The organism is Stenotrophomonas sp. YJH_SMC_19 (genome assembly GCF_059367915.1).
Genome location: NZ_JCAFRI010000020.1, coordinates 77,725 through 92,814, shown reverse-complemented (window position 1 = coordinate 92,814; position 15,090 = coordinate 77,725). Strand labels below are relative to the sequence as shown.

Sequence of the window (15,090 nt, the reverse complement as noted above, 5' to 3'; positions counted from 1 at the left end):
CGCTGGCCGGCAACCTCACGATTCCATGGTGGCCATCTGCCGGCCAGCGGCCGGCACTACCAAATGCCACGCCATACGCGAATCGCTCTGGTGGGTGCCGACCTTGGTCGGCACAGTGCCGGCAGCATCGCGATCTGACAGATGGTGCCAACCAAGGTTGGCACCTGCCAATTCCGAGCGGTGTCGGCCATTCCAATCCGCCGCAAGCAGACCTGATCGTCTGGTAGTGCCGGGCGCTGGCCGGCAACCTCACGATTCCATGATGGGCATCTGCCGGCCAGCGGCCAGCACTACCAAATGCGACGCCATACGCGAATCGCTCTGGTGGGTGCCGACCTTGGTCGGCACAGTGCCGGCGACATCGCGATCTGACAGATGGTGCCAACCAAGGTTGGCACCTGCCAATTCCGAGCGGTGTCGGCGATTCCGATCCGGCGCAAGCAGACCTGACCGTCTGGTAGTGCCGGCCGCTGGCCGGCAACATCACAATCCCATGGGGGGCATCTGCCGGCCAGCGGCCGGCACTACCCAATGCGACGCCGTGCGCAACGCAGGCTTCCGCCCTCAGGTATTGGCCGGCGAACTCAACGGCGGGCGCACCAGGTCGCGGTGGAAGAAATAGATTTCCTGCACCAGGAAGCGCCAGCTGGTGTGGAAGCTGCGGAAGCGCGTGCTGGGCGTGGACGAGGCCAGCGCATCGATGCCGAGCGCCTTGCTCAGGCGCAGCGCGCGCGCCATGTGCAGCGGATCGCTGACGACGATCACCCGGTGCAGGCCGCGCTGGTCCATCAGCCGCTTGGCTTCAACCAGGTTCTGCACGGTATTGCGCGAAGCGGTTTCGATCAGGATCGCATCGTCCGGCACGCCATGCTTCAGCGCGTAACGCCGCGCCACCTGCGACTCGGAGAAGCGCGCACCGGTGCCGCCATAGCCACCGGTGAAGATCAGCAGCGGCGCATAGCGTGCTTCATACAGATCCAGCCCGTGGCGGATGCGTTCTTCGAACACCGGTGACGGCTTGGCGTCATAGGCGGCCGCACCCAGCACGATGATGGCGTCGGCCTTGGCGGCCTGGTCGCGCTCGCCGACCCAGACGATCCAGGCAGTCACACCCAGCAGCCAGATCACCAGCAGGACAAACAGCCGCCACAGCCAGCCCAGCACGCCGGTGCGAGGCCGATGCCGGTCGCGGCTCATGGCGCCCCCCAGCGCAACGCGGGCAGGTCGACGTTGCCGCCGGACAGCACCAGGCCCACGCGCAGGCCGGCAAAACGTTGCGGCTGTGCCAGCACCGCGGCCAGTACGGTGGCCGAGGATGGCTCGACCACCTGCTTGAGCACCTCCCACAGCAGGCGCATTGCGGCCATGGTCGCAGTGTCATCGACCACGATTACCTCGGCACCGGCCGCGCGCAGCAGTTCGAAATTCGGCGCGCCGATCAGGGTACGCAGTCCATCGCAGATCGTGTCCGGGGTGAACGCGCCCTGCCGCTCGCCAGCGGCCAGCGAGCGCGCGGTATCGTCGGCTCCGGCTGGCTCGGCCAGCACCAGGCGGGTCTGCGGGCTGGCGTGCTGCAGCGCCAGCGCGGTACCGCTGGCCAGGCCACCGCCGCCCACCGGCACCACCAGCACATCGAACGGGCCGTCGCTGTGCAGCAGTTCCAGGGCCGCAGTGCCCTGCCCGGCCATCACCGCCGGGTCCGTATACGGATGGACCAGGGTCGCGCCGGTATCGCCCTGCACCCTGGCACAGGTGGCCTCGCGGTCGGCGATGGTCGGCGGACAGCGCCAGAGCGTGGCGCCGTGGCGGGCGATGTTCGCCAGCTTCGCTGCCACCGCGCCTTCCGGCACCACCACATGACAGGGAATGCCACGCGTGCGCGCGGCCAGCGCCAGCGCGGCACCGTGGTTACCGGAGGAATGGGTCACCACGCCAGCGATGGCACGATCAGCATCAAGCGACCACACCGCGTTGCAGGCACCACGGAACTTGAATGCGCCACCGCGCTGCAGGTGCTCGGCCTTGAACGCCAGCTGTGCGCCGGCCAGCGCATCGAGCGTGCGCGAGCGCAGCACCGGCGTCACGCTGGCGTGCGGGGCGATCCTCGCCGCAGCAAGCAGGACGTCATCGGCGCGGGGCAACAGTGAATCGCTCATGACGCAAGATTAACGTATGGCTTCGCGCTGGCGACCGGACACAGGTCATGCCAGCATGCAGCCCTACGCCTCCATTCATCCTGGCCGGCGGAATTAAGGGCCGATTCAACGCTGGCGCCCGAAGCTGACTGCACACCCGTCCTCTGGGGGGACCCACCATGAAAATGCGCCTGATGCTTGCCGGTGGCCTGCTGCTGGCCCTGACCGGCTGCACCACCTACGACTATGTCGGCGGCGGCCGCAGCGGCAGCTACTACCACGGTGCGCCGTCGGTGGAGTACCGCTACCCGGCCGGCTATCCCTACAACTACGGCCCCTACTACGGTGGCTATGGCGGCTACTACGGCGGCTACGGCAATCCGTATTACTCGCGCCCGATCTACCGCCCGCCGCACAACCATCGCCCGCCGCCGCGCCCGGGCAATGGTGGCGAGCACCGTCCGCCGCCGCCGTCGCGACCGTCGTACAACGGTGGTTCGCCGTGGCGGAACATGGACTCGATGCGCCGCCCGCCGCAGTCGAACGCACAGCCGCCGGCGCCCCAGGCCCGTCCGGCACCGGCACCGAGTGCGCCGAGGATGAACGGTTCCCCCTGGCGCAACATGGATCGTGCGACGCAGCGCACAGTTGAGCGCTGAACCGTCTTGCATTTCACACGGTCCAAGCCGCAATCTACGCGGACAGTGACGGCCCGCGTCACAAAGTGACAAAAACGACACGGGCCGCCGCAAAAAGCTCTACGTCGATATCCGACAGGAACATCTGGATCCCCCCTGTTCCGGCCCTGTCGGATGTCGGCACCTCTGAAGGCAGACGGCCCCGCAATGCGGGGCCGTTTGTTTTGCCGGGCCGCCAACCGGCGAGAGCCCCAGCGTCAGTAGATCCACGCCATGCGTGGGCGGGGCCTTTCCCGGCACCCCAAAAAAACAGGGCCGGACAGTCCCCCGACTGCCGGCCCTCTGCTCCCCCACCGTGCGCCTGTACCGGCCCCTGTTCCAATTCCGGTCACGGGCGCCTGCGGCGCCAGCCACGATGGGTGCTATTGGGTTATCTGCAAAAATCCTGCCAACTTTAGGCCTGATTTCGCCGCCAACGGGCCGGCGCCGACGTCCGGGCCCCGAATGGCGCTAAAATCGCCACCCCGGCGCCGCCCCCCGGCCGCGCCCGCCCCCAGCTGAACAGCCCCCATGAATCCGTCCTTCCATCGTTACGACGTCATCGTCATCGGCGGTGGCCACGCTGGCACCGAAGCCGCGCTGGCCGCGGCCCGCACCGGCGTGCGCACCCTGCTGCTGACCCACAACATCGAAACGGTGGGCGCGATGAGCTGCAACCCGGCCATCGGCGGCATCGGCAAGGGCCACCTGGTCAAGGAAATCGACGCCCTGGGCGGTGCGATGGCGCATGCCGCCGACCGCGCCGGCATCCAGTGGCGCACGTTGAACGCCTCCAAGGGCCCGGCCGTGCGTGCCACCCGTTGCCAGGCCGATCGCAACCTGTACCGCATGGCGATCCGCGCCATCGTCGAAGGGCAGGACAACCTGACGGTGTTCCAGGCTGCGGTCGATGACCTGGTCATCGAAGGCGACGCCGTGCGCGGCGTCATCACCCAGACCGGCCTGCGTTTCGACGCCGGGGCCGTGGTGCTGACGGCCGGTACCTTCCTCGCCGGCAAGATCCATGTCGGCCCGACCCAGTACGCTGCCGGCCGCATGGGCGACCCGCCGGCCACCACGCTGGCCGCGCGCCTGCGCGAGCGCCCGTTCCAGGTGGACCGCCTGAAGACCGGCACGCCGCCGCGCATCGATGGCCGCTCGCTGGACTACAGCGTGATGGATGAGCAGCCCGGTGATTCGCCGCGCCCGGTGATGTCCTTCCTCGGCTCGGTGGACGAGCATCCGCAGCAGGTCAGCTGCTGGATCACCCACACCACCGAACAGACCCACCAGATCATCCGCGACGCGCTGCATCGCTCGCCGCTGTACAGCGGCCAGATCGAAGGCATCGGCCCGCGCTACTGCCCGTCCATCGAGGACAAGGTAGTGCGCTTCGCCGAGAAGGCCAGCCACCAGATCTTCGTCGAACCCGAAGGCCTGGGCATCGTCGAGATCTACCCCAACGGCATCTCCACCTCGCTGCCGTTCGACGTGCAGCTGGAGATGGTGCGCAGCATCCGTGGTTTCGAGAACGCGCACATCACCCGCCCCGGCTACGCGATCGAGTACGACTTCTTCGATCCGCGCGGGCTGAAGGCCTCGCTGGAAACCAAGCTGGTCAACGGCCTGTTCTTCGCCGGCCAGATCAACGGCACCACCGGCTATGAAGAAGCGGCCGCGCAGGGCCTGCTGGCCGGCCTCAACGCCGCACGCCAGGTACGTGGACTGGATGGCTGGTGCCCGCGCCGCGACGAGGCGTACCTGGGCGTGCTGGTGGATGACCTGATCACCCACGGCACCAACGAGCCCTACCGCATGTTCACCAGCCGCGCCGAGTACCGCCTGCAGCTGCGCGAGGACAATGCCGACCAGCGCCTGACCCCGGCCGGCCGCGAAATGGGCCTGGTCGACGACCGCCGCTGGAACGCGTTCGAAACCAAGCAGGCCGCGGTCGCCGCCGAGCGTGCGCGTCTGGGTGCGCTGTGGGCCACGCCGGCCAATGCGCTCGGCCGCGAAGTGCAGGATACGCTGGGCGTCATGGTCAGCCGCGAAACCAACGTGCTGGACCTGATCAAGCGCCCCGAACTGGATTACGCGCAGCTGATGCAGGTGCCGTCGCTGGGCCCGGCCGTGGCCGACGCCAAGGTGGCCGAACAGGTGGAGATCGGCGTGAAGTACGCCGGCTACCTGGATCGCCAGCGCGAGGAAATCGAGCGGCAGCAGCGGCATGAGGCCACGCCGATCGCCGAGGCGTTCGACTATGCAACCGTGCGCGGGCTGTCGGCTGAGGCACTGCAGAAACTGGAACGTGTGCGCCCGCAGACCATCGGCCAGGCGCAGCGTATCCCGGGCATGACCCCGGCGGCGATCTCGCTGCTGCTGGTGCACCTGGAGCGGGCGCGGCGCGGACGCGTGGCGTAACGCGGTCTCACCTGCTTCTGGTGGGTGCCGACCTGGGTCGGCACATGAGTCTGCCCTGGTGGGTTCCGACCTTGGTCGGCACATGAATCTGCCCTGGTGGATGCCGACCTTGGTCGGCACGAATCATCAGATCGCGATGCTGCATGCATTTGTGCCGACCAAGGTCGGCACCTACCGGAGCGGAAGACACACCCACATGGGCGGGCGCGTTACCGCGCGTCCGCGCCACCACCCAGCACCTTGAACAACGTCACCCGGTTGCCCGCTTCCTGCTGCTGCAGGGCGATCAGGTCCTGCTGCGCGGCATACAGGCTGCGCTGCGCATCCAACGACTGCAGGTAGCCATCCAGTCCGGTGCGGTAGCGCGCATCGGCCAAGGTGTAGCTGCGCTGGCTGTCAGCCACCAACGCGCGTTGCGCGTCCAGCTGCGCGGTCAGGTGATCGCGCGTGGCCAGCGCATCGGCCACCTCACTGAAGGCCTGCTGGATCGCCTTCTCGTACTGCGCGATGCCGATGTCCTTGCCGATCTTCGAGGCATCCAGCGAGGCCTTCAGTGCACCGGCATGGAAGATCGGCGCGGTGATGCTGGGCGCGAACGACCAGCCACGGGTGCCGGCCGAGAACAGCGTCGACAACGCGGTGGAACTGTGGCCGTAGTTGGCGGTCAACGCCAGCGTCGGGAAGAATGCGGCGCGCGCGGCACCGATATCGGCGTTGGCTGCCTGCAATGCATGCTCGGCGGACAGCACGTCCGGGCGCTGCAGCAACACGCTGGACGGCAGGTTGGCGGGCAGCGGCGCCAATGCGACGCTGCCATCCAGCGCCTGCGCGGTTGGCAGCAGGGCCGGATCCAGCGGTGCCCCCACCAACAGCTGCAATGCATCGCGATCCTGCGCCTGCTGGGTCTGCAGCTTCGCCAGCGCCCCGCGCGCGGCTTCCACGCTGGTCTGCACCTGCGACAGGTCCAGGCCCGAGGCCAGCCCCTGTGCATGGCGGGCCTCGGTGCGCTGAAGGGTCTGCTGCTGGCTGTCCAGCGTTTGTTGCGTGAATGCCAGCGACTGCTCGTCGGCCGCCAGCGCCAGCCAGGCCGTCGCCACTTCAGCCACCAGGCTGGTGCGCGCGGCGCGCTGGTTCTCGGCGCTGGCCAGCCAGTTCTGCAGCGCCTCGTTCTTCAGGCTGCGGATACGCCCGAACAGGTCCGGCTCCCAGCTACTGATGCCCACCTGCACGGCATCGGATTCGGTCACCTGGGTGACGCCGGTCTCGCTGTTGGCATCGCTCACCCGCGAACGGGTGACACTGCCGCTGGCATCCACCGACGGCAGCAGTGCCGCGCGCTGGATGCGGTACTGCGCGCGCTCCTTCTCCACCTGCAGCACCGCCACGCGCAGGTCGCGGTTGTTCTGCAGCGCCAGCGCGATGACCTGCTGCAGGCGCGGTTCCAGGAACACGTCGCGCCAGGCCGGCATCGCCAGTGCCGGTTCGGCCGCGCCGATGGCAGCATTGCCGAACTGTGCCGGCACCGGCGCCTCGGGTCGCTGGTAGTGCGGGGCCATGCTCACGCAGCCGCCCAGCACGGCGGTCATCGTTGCGGCCGCCAGGGCGCGCAGCAGCATCGGCTTCATGGGCTTGTCTCCGGGACAGTGGCGTCGGCCGGCGCGCGGCCCGGGAACAGGCGGCGCACCAGCAGGTAGAACAACGGCACGAAGAACATGCCCAGCACCATCGAGGCCACCGTACCACCGGCCACGCCGGTACCCAGCGAACGGCGCGCAGCCGAACCGGCGCCGGTGGCAAATACCAGCGGCAACACACCCATCAGGAACGCCAGCGAAGTCATCACGATCGGCCGCAGCCGCAGGTAGACCGCCTGCAGGATCGCGTCGCGGGTGTCCCTGCCCTGCTGTTCGAGGATGCGCGCGAACTCGACGATCAGGATGCCGTTCTTCGCTGCCAGACCAATCGTGGTCAGCAGGCCGACCTGGAAGTACACGTCGTTGTTGAGGCCACGCAGGTTCATCATCAGCACCGCACCGAACACGCCCACCGGCACCGCCAGCATCACCGCGAACGGCACCGCCCAGCTTTCATACAGCGCGGCCAGGCACAGGAACACGAACAGCAGCGAGATGGCATACAGCATCGGCGCCTGGTTGCCCGACAGCTGTTCCTGGTAGGCCATGTCCGACCAGGCGTGACTGAAGCCTTCCGGCAGCGTGTCGGCCAGGCGCGCGATCTCGGCCATCGCCTCGCCGGAGCTGACGCCCGGTGCCGGCTGGCCGGTGATTTCCATCGCCGAGATGCCGTTGTAGCGCTGCAGTGCGGCCGGCGCACTGGTCCAATGCGTGCTGATCAGCGACGACAGCGGCACCATCTGCCCGGCCTGGTTGCGCACGCTCCAGCGCTCGATGTCCTGCGGCTGCATGCGTGCTTCGGCGGTGCCCTGGATGAACACCTTCTTGATGCGGCCCTTGTAGATGAAGTTGTTGACGAAGTCGCCGCCCAACGCCGCGTTCAAGGTGTCATTGACGTCCTGCGGGTTCACGCCCATCGCCTGCGCCTTGGCGTCGTCCACCTTCACCGCGTATACCGGCGCGTCTTCCAGGCTGGCGTAGCGCACGTTGACCAGCTTCGGGTCCTTGGCGGCTTCCTTCAGCAGCGTGTTGCGCGCGGCCACGGCGGCGGCATGGCCGGCACCGCCTTCGTCCTGCAGTTCCAGGGTGAAGCCACCCGCATCGCCGAGGCCCAGGATGGCCGGTGGCGAGGTGATGAACACCTGCGCATCGGGCACGCTGGCCATCGCCCGCGTCAAGCGTGCGGCGATGGTATCGGCATCGTCCTTGCGGTCATCCCAGTCCTTCAGCCGGATGAAGGCCTGGCCAACGTTCTGGCCGCTGCCGGTAACACTGAAACCGGCGGTGGCCTGGATCGAGAGCACGCCGTCGTCCTTCACCGCGACGGCACTCAGACGATCCATCACCGCCCGCGTCTGCTCCAGCGTGGAACCGGCCGGCAGCTTCACCAGCGCGTTGAGCATGCCCTGGTCTTCATCGGGCAGGAACGCGCCCGGCAGGTGCCACAGCAACAGGCCGGTGGCCACGCTCAGCACCAGGTAGAACAGCACGCCGAGCGTGCGGCGGCCGAGGAAACGATCCACGCGGTGACGCAGGCCGTTGGAGGTGCGCTCGAAGCGGTGGTTGAACCAGATGAAGAACTTGCCCAGCAGGCTGGGTTCGCCACCGTGGTCGCCATGCGGATGGCCGCCCTTGGGAATCTGGTGCAGGATGCTGCCACACAGTGCCGGGGTGATGGTCATCGCCACCAGCACCGACAGGATCATCGCGGCGGCGATCGTCACCGAGAACTGGCGATAGATCACCCCGGTTACACCGCTGAAGAACGCCATCGGCAGGAACACCGCGGTCAGCACCAGCACGATGCCGACCAGCGCGCCGGTGATCTGGCCCATCGCCTTCAGCGTGGCCGGCTTCGGCGCCAGCCCTTCGAAGGTCATCACCCGCTCCACGTTCTCCACCACCACGATGGCATCGTCCACCAGCAGGCCGATGGCCAGCACCAGTGCGAACATGGTCAGGGTGTTGATCGAATACCCGAATGCAGCCAGCACGCCGAACGTGCCCAGCAGCACCACCGGCACCGCGATGGTCGGGATCAGCGTGGCGCGCCAGTTCTGCAGGAACAGGTACATCACCAGCACCACCAGGATGATCGCTTCGATCAGGGTGATCACCACTTCCTTCAGCGAAATGGTCACGAATGGCGTGGTGGTGAAGGCCACGTGGGCGGTGTAGCCATGCGGCCAGTACTTCTGCAGCTGCTGAAGCCGTGCATCGATGGCCTTGGAGACGGCGATCGCGTTGGCACCGGCATTGAGTTCAATGCCCAGCGACGCCGACGGCTTGCCATTGAAGGTGCTGATGCTGTCGTAGCTTTCCGGCCCGAGGCCGATCTTCGCCACGTCGCCCAGACGCACCACGCTGCCGTTGGAATCGGCCTTGAGCACCACCTGCGCGAACTGCTCGGGCGTGTGCAGGCGGCTGCGCGCGGTTACCGTAGCGTCGAGCTGCTGGCCCTTCAGCGCCGGCTGGCCACCCAGCTCACCGGCGGAGACATCGGTGTTCTGTGCCTGCAGTGCGGTCTCGATGTCCGAGGGCATCAGCGCGTACTGGCGCATCTTCTCCGGATCCAGCCAGATGCGCATGGCGTATTCCTGGCCGATCGGCTGGATGTTGCCGACACCGCTGACGCGGCTGATCTGGTCATCGATGCGCGCTTCCATGAAGTTGGCGACATCGAAGTTGTCCATGCTGCCGTCTTCGCTGGTGAACGACAGCACCTCGAAGATCGAACCACTGGACTTGGTGATGGTCAGGCCGTTCTGCTGCACCGCCTGCGGCAGCGTGGCCATGGCGGCCTGCAGCTGGTTCTGCACCTGCACCTGCGCGGTATCCGGATTGGTACCGGTGGCGAACACCAGGTTGACCTGCGCCGAGCCGTCGGAGGCACTGGTCGAGGTCATGTACATCAGGTGATCGAGGCTTTGCTGGGACTGCTCGATGACCTGGGTGACCGCGTTTTCCACGGTCTGCGACGAGGCGCCGGTGTAGGTGGCGCGGATGGTGATGGTGGGCGGGGCGATCTGCGGGTAGCGGTCCACCGGCAGGATCAGGATCGCGAGCAGGCCGAGCAGGCTGACCGCGATGGCGATCACCCAGGCGAAGATCGGCCGGTCGATGAAGAAACGAACCATGTGGGCCAGGCCTCAGTGCGACTTTTCGTCGGTGTTGCCGTTCGGATCGACCGCCGGCATCGCCGCCAACTGCGCCGTCGTGGCCGCCACCGCTTTCACCTGCTGGCCGAGCGATACCGCGCTGCCGTTGCTGACGATCACCCGTTCGCCAGCCTTGAGGCCGCTGGTGATCTGCCACTGGTTACCGACCACCTGGCCGGTGCTGACGCGGCGCTCGACCACATGATCCCTGGCGTCGAGCAGGCGCAGCAGCGGTTCGCCGCGTTCGTTGCGCACCACCGCCTTCTGCGGCACCAGCAGGGCACGCGCGTCGGTGGCCATCGGCAGCACCGCCTTCAGGTACATGCCCGGCAACAGCAGGCCGTCCGGGTTCGGAATGACCGCGCGCAGCTTCACGTTGCCGGTGCCCGGATCCACTGCGCTGCCGACGAACTCCAACGTGCCTTCATGCGCGTAGGTGCTGCCGTCCTCCAGCAGCACCTTTACCTGTGCCTTGCCATCGATGGCCTTCACCAGGCCCGCATCGAGCTGCTTGCGCAGCGCCAGCATCTGCGTGCTGGACTGGGTGACATCCAGGTACACCGGGTCCAGCCGCTGGATGGTGGCCAGTGCCGTATCCTGGCCGGCCGCGACCAGCGCGCCGGCGGTGACGCTGGAGGTGCCGATGCGGCCGTCGATGGGGGCGGTCACCCGGGTGTAGTCGAGGTTGATGCGGGCAGCCTGCAATGCAGCGCGCGCGGCAATCACGTTGGCCTGCGCCTGCTTCAACGCCGAGGTGGCATCGTCGGCGTCCTGCTTGCTGGCTGCATCCATGCTCGCCAGCGCGCGGGTACGCTCGGCCTTCGGCTGTGCCGACAACACGGTGGCCTCGGCCTGCGCCAGCTGCCCGCGGGCGGTATCGAAGGCCGCCTGGTACGGTGCCGGGTCGACCTGGTACAGCAGCTGACCTGCCTTGACCTGCTGGCCTTCGGTGAACAACCGCTGGCGGATCAGGCCGCCGACCTGCGGCCGCACCTCGGAGATCTCGAACGGCACGGCACGGCCGGGCAAGGTCTGCTGGAGTGCCAGCGGCTGCGCGCTGGCGATGATGACGCCCACTTCGGGCATGGCCGGGGCATCGGTCCTGCCCGCCGAACAGGCCGCCAGGGCCAGCAGCAGGGGCAACAGCAGGGGACGCGGGGAACGGGACAGCGGGCGCAGGAGGGACATGGGGGGCGTGGGGGCCTTGCGTTGACCCGTGCACGCTGCCGTGAAACTGTGCAGAGAATATGGAGATTGTGCGACGGGCTCAGCTGGCGCTTGCTTTCGGCGCCGCATGCGCCACTAATGGCCTTCGCGATGGCGAAGTTCCAACTCAAATTCGGCCTGACCGCGAAGACCTTCCTCGCGATCTTCACCGCCTGCCTGCTGGTGCTGGCAGTGAACGGTATTGCCAGCCGCGTGGCCTTCCAGACCGGCTTCCTGGACTACCTCAACGACCAGGGCGACCTGCGCATGCAGCGGCTGATGCCACACCTGCAGCGCGAGTACCGCGAGCACGGTGGCTGGGAGCATCTACGCGGTGATGGCGACCGCTGGGCGCGGCTGCTGCGCCCGGACCTGGCCCATGGGCACGAAGGACCGGTGCCGTCGCTGTCCGACCAGACCGGCGTGCCGTCGCGCCTGGGCCTGTTCGACGCGCAGCACCGTTTCGTGGCCGGCAACCCCGACGCCACCAGCGATGACGAGCCGCATGCGGTGCAGGTGGACGGGCAGACCGTCGGTTGGCTGGGCATGGTGCCGTTCCAGACCGTCATCGCCACCAACGACCTGAATTTCTACAACACCCAGGTGCGCGCCTGGTGGGTGATCGGCATCGCGCTACTGCTGGTGACGGTACTGCTGGCCTGGCTGGTATCGCGTGCGCTGCGCCAGCGCCTTGCCAAGCTGGCCGCTGCCACCCACCGGTTGGCCGCCGGTGACTACGCCACCCGCATCGAGCGCACCAGTGACGATGAGCTGGACGCGCTGGTCAACGACTTCAACCGGATGGCGCAGGCGCTGGACGACACCGAACGCAACCGCCGCGCCTTCATTGCCGACATCTCGCATGAGCTGCGCACGCCATTGGCCGTGGTGCGCGCCGAGCTGGAGGCAATCGAAGATGGCATCCGTCCGCTGGACCGGGCCAACCTGGTGGGCCTGCAGGGCGAGATCCGCCAGCTGGGCAAGCTGATCGACGACCTGCACGACCTGTCGATGACCCAGTCCGGCGGCCTGGCGTACCGCTTCGCGCCACTGGACCTGGTGGCGCTGCTGCGCAGCGAACTCAATGGCATGCGCGTGCGCTTCGCCAATGCAGGCCTGGCGTTGGAAGAAGACCTGCCCGCCACGCCGTTGCAGGTGTCCGGTGACGAACGGCGCCTGCAGCAGGTGCTGGCCAACCTGCTGGAAAACGCACTGCGCTACACCCATGCCGGTGGCCGCGTACGCGTGCAGGCAGCGCGCGTGCCTGCCGGCGTGCAGCTGGTCGTGGAAGACACCGCGCCGGGCGTTCCGCCCGACAAGTGCGCACTGCTGTTCGAACGCTTCTACCGCGTGGAAAGTTCGCGCAACCGCGCCAGTGGCGGCAGCGGGCTGGGCCTGGCCATCAGCCACAACATCATCCTCGCCCACCACGGCGTCATCCACGCCGCGCCCTCGCCGCTGGGCGGGCTGCGCGTGGTCATCACCCTGCCGGAGCCTGCATGAGCACGTCGCCCGCCACGTCCACGAAGATCCTGATCGTCGAGGACGAGCCACGCTTAGCTTCGGTACTTCGCGACTACCTGGCCGCTGCCGGCATGGCCAGCGAGTGGGTGGACGACGGTGGTCAGGTGATCGACGCGTTCGTGCGCTACCAGCCCGACCTGGTGCTGCTGGACCTGATGCTGCCGCAGCGCGACGGCGTGGACCTGTGCCGCGAACTGCGTGCCAGCAGCGATGTACCGGTCATCATGGTCACCGCACGGGTGGAAGAGATCGACCGCCTGCTGGGCCTGGAGATCGGCGCCGACGACTACATCTGCAAGCCGTTCAGTCCGCGCGAAGTGGTCGCGCGGGTGATGGCGGTGCTGCGCCGCTACCGCCCCGACCCGGGTGCGCGCGCCAACGGTGGCCTGCACATCGACGAGCCGGCCGCACGCGCCACCTGGAACGGCAAGGGCCTGGACCTGACGCCGGTGGAGTACCGCCTGCTGCGCACGCTGCTGGCCACCCCGGGCCGGATCTGGGCGCGCGATGAACTGCTCGACCGGCTGTACCTGGACCATCGCGTGGTGGTCGACCGCACCGTCGACAGCCATGTGCGCAACCTGCGCCGCAAGCTGGCCGACGCCGGCATGGAAGGCGAGCCGATCCGTTCGGTGTACGGCATGGGCTACAGCTACGAGCCCTAGCCGGTAGTGCCGGCCGCTGGCCGGCAACCGCAGAATTCCAAGTGCGCCCGTGAGCTTGCCGGCCAGCGGCCGGCACTACCGGTGCGCACTTGCGTTACAGTCGAGCACGCTCGACATTACGAACACAACTGCATGGACGACATCCACCCGATCGCGCCGGACAAGCGCGCCGCCATCCTTTCCACCCTGGCTGACATCGAACAGCGCTACGACGTACGCGTGCTGCTGGCCTGCGAGTCGGGCAGCCGCGGCTGGGGCTTTTCCTCGCCCGACAGCGACTACGACGCGCGCTTCATCTACGTGCATCGCCAGCCTTGGTATCTCAGCGTCAACGAGAGCACCGGTCCCGGCGAAGCGCAGCGCGATGTGATCGAACTGCCGATCGACGATGAGCTCGACGTGAGCGGCTGGGACCTGCGCAAGGCACTGCGACTGGTTTCAAAATCCAATCCGACCCTGATCGAGTGGCTGCGCTCGCCGATCGTCTACCAGCAGGATCAGGCGGCGGTGTCACAGTTGTGGGAAGCAGCGAAAGCGTTCCATTCACCGCTGGGCACCTGGTGGCACTACTTCAACATGGCGCGCTCGAACCATCGCGGCTACCTGCGTGGCGAAACGGTGCGCACCAAGAAGTACCTGTACGTGCTGCGCCCACTGCTGGCCTGCCAGTGGATAGAGCACGAACAGACACCCCCGCCGATGGCCTTCGAGGATCTGCTGGACCGGCTGCTGCCAGACGGTGAGGTGCGTGAAGTCATCGATGCCCTGCTGGCGGTCAAGCGGGCCAGCGCCGAGGTCGCCGCCGGGCCGCGCATTGCGGCGATCAGCGACTACATCGATCGTGAACTGGCCATCCGGACTGCGCAGGCGCCACAGCTGCCCGCCGGACGAGGTGATGCTGCGTGGCTGGATGAGCTGTTCCGGCAGATGCTGGCCGAGCACGCGCCTGAATGAAGAGCCGCACCTGCCTCTGGTAGTGCCGGCCGCTGGCCGGCAACCACGGAAATCCAGGCGTGCCGCGCGGTTGCCGGCCAGCGCCCGGCACTACCACCCGGGTATCATCGTCGCGAACGCCCTGATTTCCGGAGACCCCGATGAACCCGCTGCGCCCCTTCCGCGACAAGATGCCCATCCTCGGCGAGCGCGTGTACATCGACCCGTCGTGCACGATCATCGGCGACGTGGAACTGAGCGACGACGTGTCGGTGTGGCCGGGCACGGTCATCCGCGGTGACGTCAATTACATACGCATCGGTGCACGCACCAACGTGCAGGACGGCACCATCATCCACGTCAGCCACCACAGCCCGTACAACAAGGCCGGCTACCCGACCCTGATCGGCGAAGGCGTGACCGTCGGCCACGGCTGCATCATCCACGCCTGCACGATCGGCGATTACAGCCTGATCGGCATGGGCGCCTGCATCCTCGACGGTGCCCGCGTGGAGCGCCATGGCTTCGTCGGCGCCGGTGCGGTGATCGGCCCCGGCAAGGTGGTGGGCGAAGGCGAGCTGTGGGTCGGCAACCCTGCCCGGCCGGCACGCACGCTGAGCGACAAGGAGATCGAGTCGCTGCACTACTCGGCCGACCACTACGTGCGGCTGAAGGACGAATACCGGGGCTGAGCAGCCAACGCTGCCGCGCGGCTCTGCTAAAGTCTGGGCCCGACC

At 67.6% G+C, this 15,090-nt stretch carries 11 protein-coding genes; 6 read left to right on the top strand and 5 right to left on the bottom strand.

What is annotated here, in order from left to right:
• Nucleotides 1-564 precede the first annotated feature (564 nt).
• Both AC5P5R_RS17840 and AC5P5R_RS17835 read right to left on the bottom strand, forming a co-directional pair.
• A complete protein-coding gene (locus AC5P5R_RS17840; RefSeq protein ID WP_049485264.1) occupies nt 565-1,209 on the bottom strand; it encodes a YdcF family protein in 645 nt (214 codons plus the stop codon).
• Nucleotides 1,194-2,156 carry a pyridoxal-phosphate dependent enzyme gene (locus tag AC5P5R_RS17835; RefSeq protein ID WP_049397696.1) on the bottom strand — a complete coding sequence of 321 codons (963 nt, stop codon included), beginning with the start codon at nt 2,154-2,156 and terminating at the stop codon, nt 1,194-1,196. The genes AC5P5R_RS17840 and AC5P5R_RS17835 overlap by 16 nt, the downstream gene beginning before the upstream one ends.
• A 158-nt stretch (nt 2,157-2,314) precedes the next feature.
• On the opposite strand from AC5P5R_RS17835, the gene AC5P5R_RS17830 reads away from it, so the two are divergent.
• Nucleotides 2,315-2,794 carry a hypothetical protein gene (locus AC5P5R_RS17830; RefSeq protein WP_019661648.1) on the top strand — a complete coding sequence of 160 codons (480 nt, stop codon included), beginning with the start codon at nt 2,315-2,317 and terminating at the stop codon, nt 2,792-2,794.
• Nucleotides 2,795-3,343: 549 nt separating this feature from the next.
• Nucleotides 3,344-5,233, top strand: a complete 1,890-nt coding sequence (mnmG, locus tag AC5P5R_RS17825) for a tRNA uridine-5-carboxymethylaminomethyl(34) synthesis enzyme MnmG (protein WP_099473805.1) — start codon at nt 3,344-3,346, stop codon at nt 5,231-5,233.
• A 209-nt stretch (nt 5,234-5,442) separates the two neighbouring features.
• On the opposite strand, the gene smeC is transcribed toward mnmG, so the two are convergent.
• Genes smeC through smeA form a run of 3 tightly spaced genes read right to left on the bottom strand, consistent with a single transcriptional unit; the run spans nt 5,443 to nt 11,213 of the window.
• Complete coding sequence (gene smeC / locus AC5P5R_RS17820) at nt 5,443-6,858, bottom strand: multidrug efflux transporter outer membrane subunit SmeC (RefSeq protein WP_099524071.1); 1,416 nt, start codon at nt 6,856-6,858, stop codon at nt 5,443-5,445.
• Nucleotides 6,855-10,004, bottom strand: coding sequence for a multidrug efflux RND transporter permease subunit SmeB (gene smeB, locus AC5P5R_RS17815; RefSeq protein ID WP_099524072.1), 3,150 nt, complete (start codon nt 10,002-10,004; stop codon nt 6,855-6,857). The genes smeC and smeB overlap by 4 nt, the downstream gene beginning before the upstream one ends.
• A 12-nt stretch (nt 10,005-10,016) precedes the next feature.
• A complete protein-coding gene (smeA, locus tag AC5P5R_RS17810) occupies nt 10,017-11,213 on the bottom strand; it encodes a multidrug efflux RND transporter periplasmic adaptor subunit SmeA (RefSeq protein WP_099473808.1) in 1,197 nt (398 codons plus the stop codon).
• A gap of 117 nt (nt 11,214-11,330) precedes the next feature.
• On the opposite strand from smeA, the gene baeS reads away from it, so the two are divergent.
• From baeS to AC5P5R_RS17790, 4 genes are all read left to right on the top strand, one after another.
• Nucleotides 11,331-12,734, top strand: a complete 1,404-nt coding sequence (baeS, locus tag AC5P5R_RS17805; RefSeq protein WP_076739712.1) for a sensor histidine kinase efflux regulator BaeS — start codon at nt 11,331-11,333, stop codon at nt 12,732-12,734.
• A complete protein-coding gene (locus AC5P5R_RS17800; RefSeq protein WP_005411528.1) occupies nt 12,731-13,420 on the top strand; it encodes a response regulator in 690 nt (229 codons plus the stop codon). The genes baeS and AC5P5R_RS17800 overlap by 4 nt, the downstream gene beginning before the upstream one ends.
• A gap of 132 nt (nt 13,421-13,552) precedes the next feature.
• Nucleotides 13,553-14,374, top strand: a complete 822-nt coding sequence (locus AC5P5R_RS17795; protein ID WP_099473810.1) for a nucleotidyltransferase domain-containing protein — start codon at nt 13,553-13,555, stop codon at nt 14,372-14,374.
• A gap of 140 nt (nt 14,375-14,514) precedes the next feature.
• Nucleotides 14,515-15,045 (top strand): gamma carbonic anhydrase family protein, encoded by a 531-nt coding sequence (locus AC5P5R_RS17790; protein WP_099473812.1) that lies wholly within the window; start codon nt 14,515-14,517, stop codon nt 15,043-15,045.
• Nucleotides 15,046-15,090 lie beyond the last annotated feature (45 nt).

Bases quoted from the DNA above. Each gene is read 5' to 3' on its own strand.
- AC5P5R_RS17835 (WP_049397696.1), bottom strand. From the start codon at position 2,156: ATGAGCGATTCACTGTTGCCCCGCGCCGATGACGTCCTGCTTGCTGCG.
- AC5P5R_RS17830 (WP_019661648.1), top strand. From the start codon at position 2,315: ATGAAAATGCGCCTGATGCTTGCCGGTGGCCTGCTGCTGGCCCTGACC.
- mnmG (WP_099473805.1), top strand. From the start codon at position 3,344: ATGAATCCGTCCTTCCATCGTTACGACGTCATCGTCATCGGCGGTGGC.
- smeC (WP_099524071.1), bottom strand. From the start codon at position 6,858: ATGAAGCCGATGCTGCTGCGCGCCCTGGCGGCCGCAACGATGACCGCC.
- smeB (WP_099524072.1), bottom strand. From the start codon at position 10,004: ATGGTTCGTTTCTTCATCGACCGGCCGATCTTCGCCTGGGTGATCGCC.
- smeA (WP_099473808.1), bottom strand. From the start codon at position 11,213: ATGTCCCTCCTGCGCCCGCTGTCCCGTTCCCCGCGTCCCCTGCTGTTG.
- baeS (WP_076739712.1), top strand. From the start codon at position 11,331: ATGGCCTTCGCGATGGCGAAGTTCCAACTCAAATTCGGCCTGACCGCG.
- AC5P5R_RS17800 (WP_005411528.1), top strand. From the start codon at position 12,731: ATGAGCACGTCGCCCGCCACGTCCACGAAGATCCTGATCGTCGAGGAC.
- AC5P5R_RS17795 (WP_099473810.1), top strand. From the start codon at position 13,553: ATGGACGACATCCACCCGATCGCGCCGGACAAGCGCGCCGCCATCCTT.
- AC5P5R_RS17790 (WP_099473812.1), top strand. From the start codon at position 14,515: ATGAACCCGCTGCGCCCCTTCCGCGACAAGATGCCCATCCTCGGCGAG.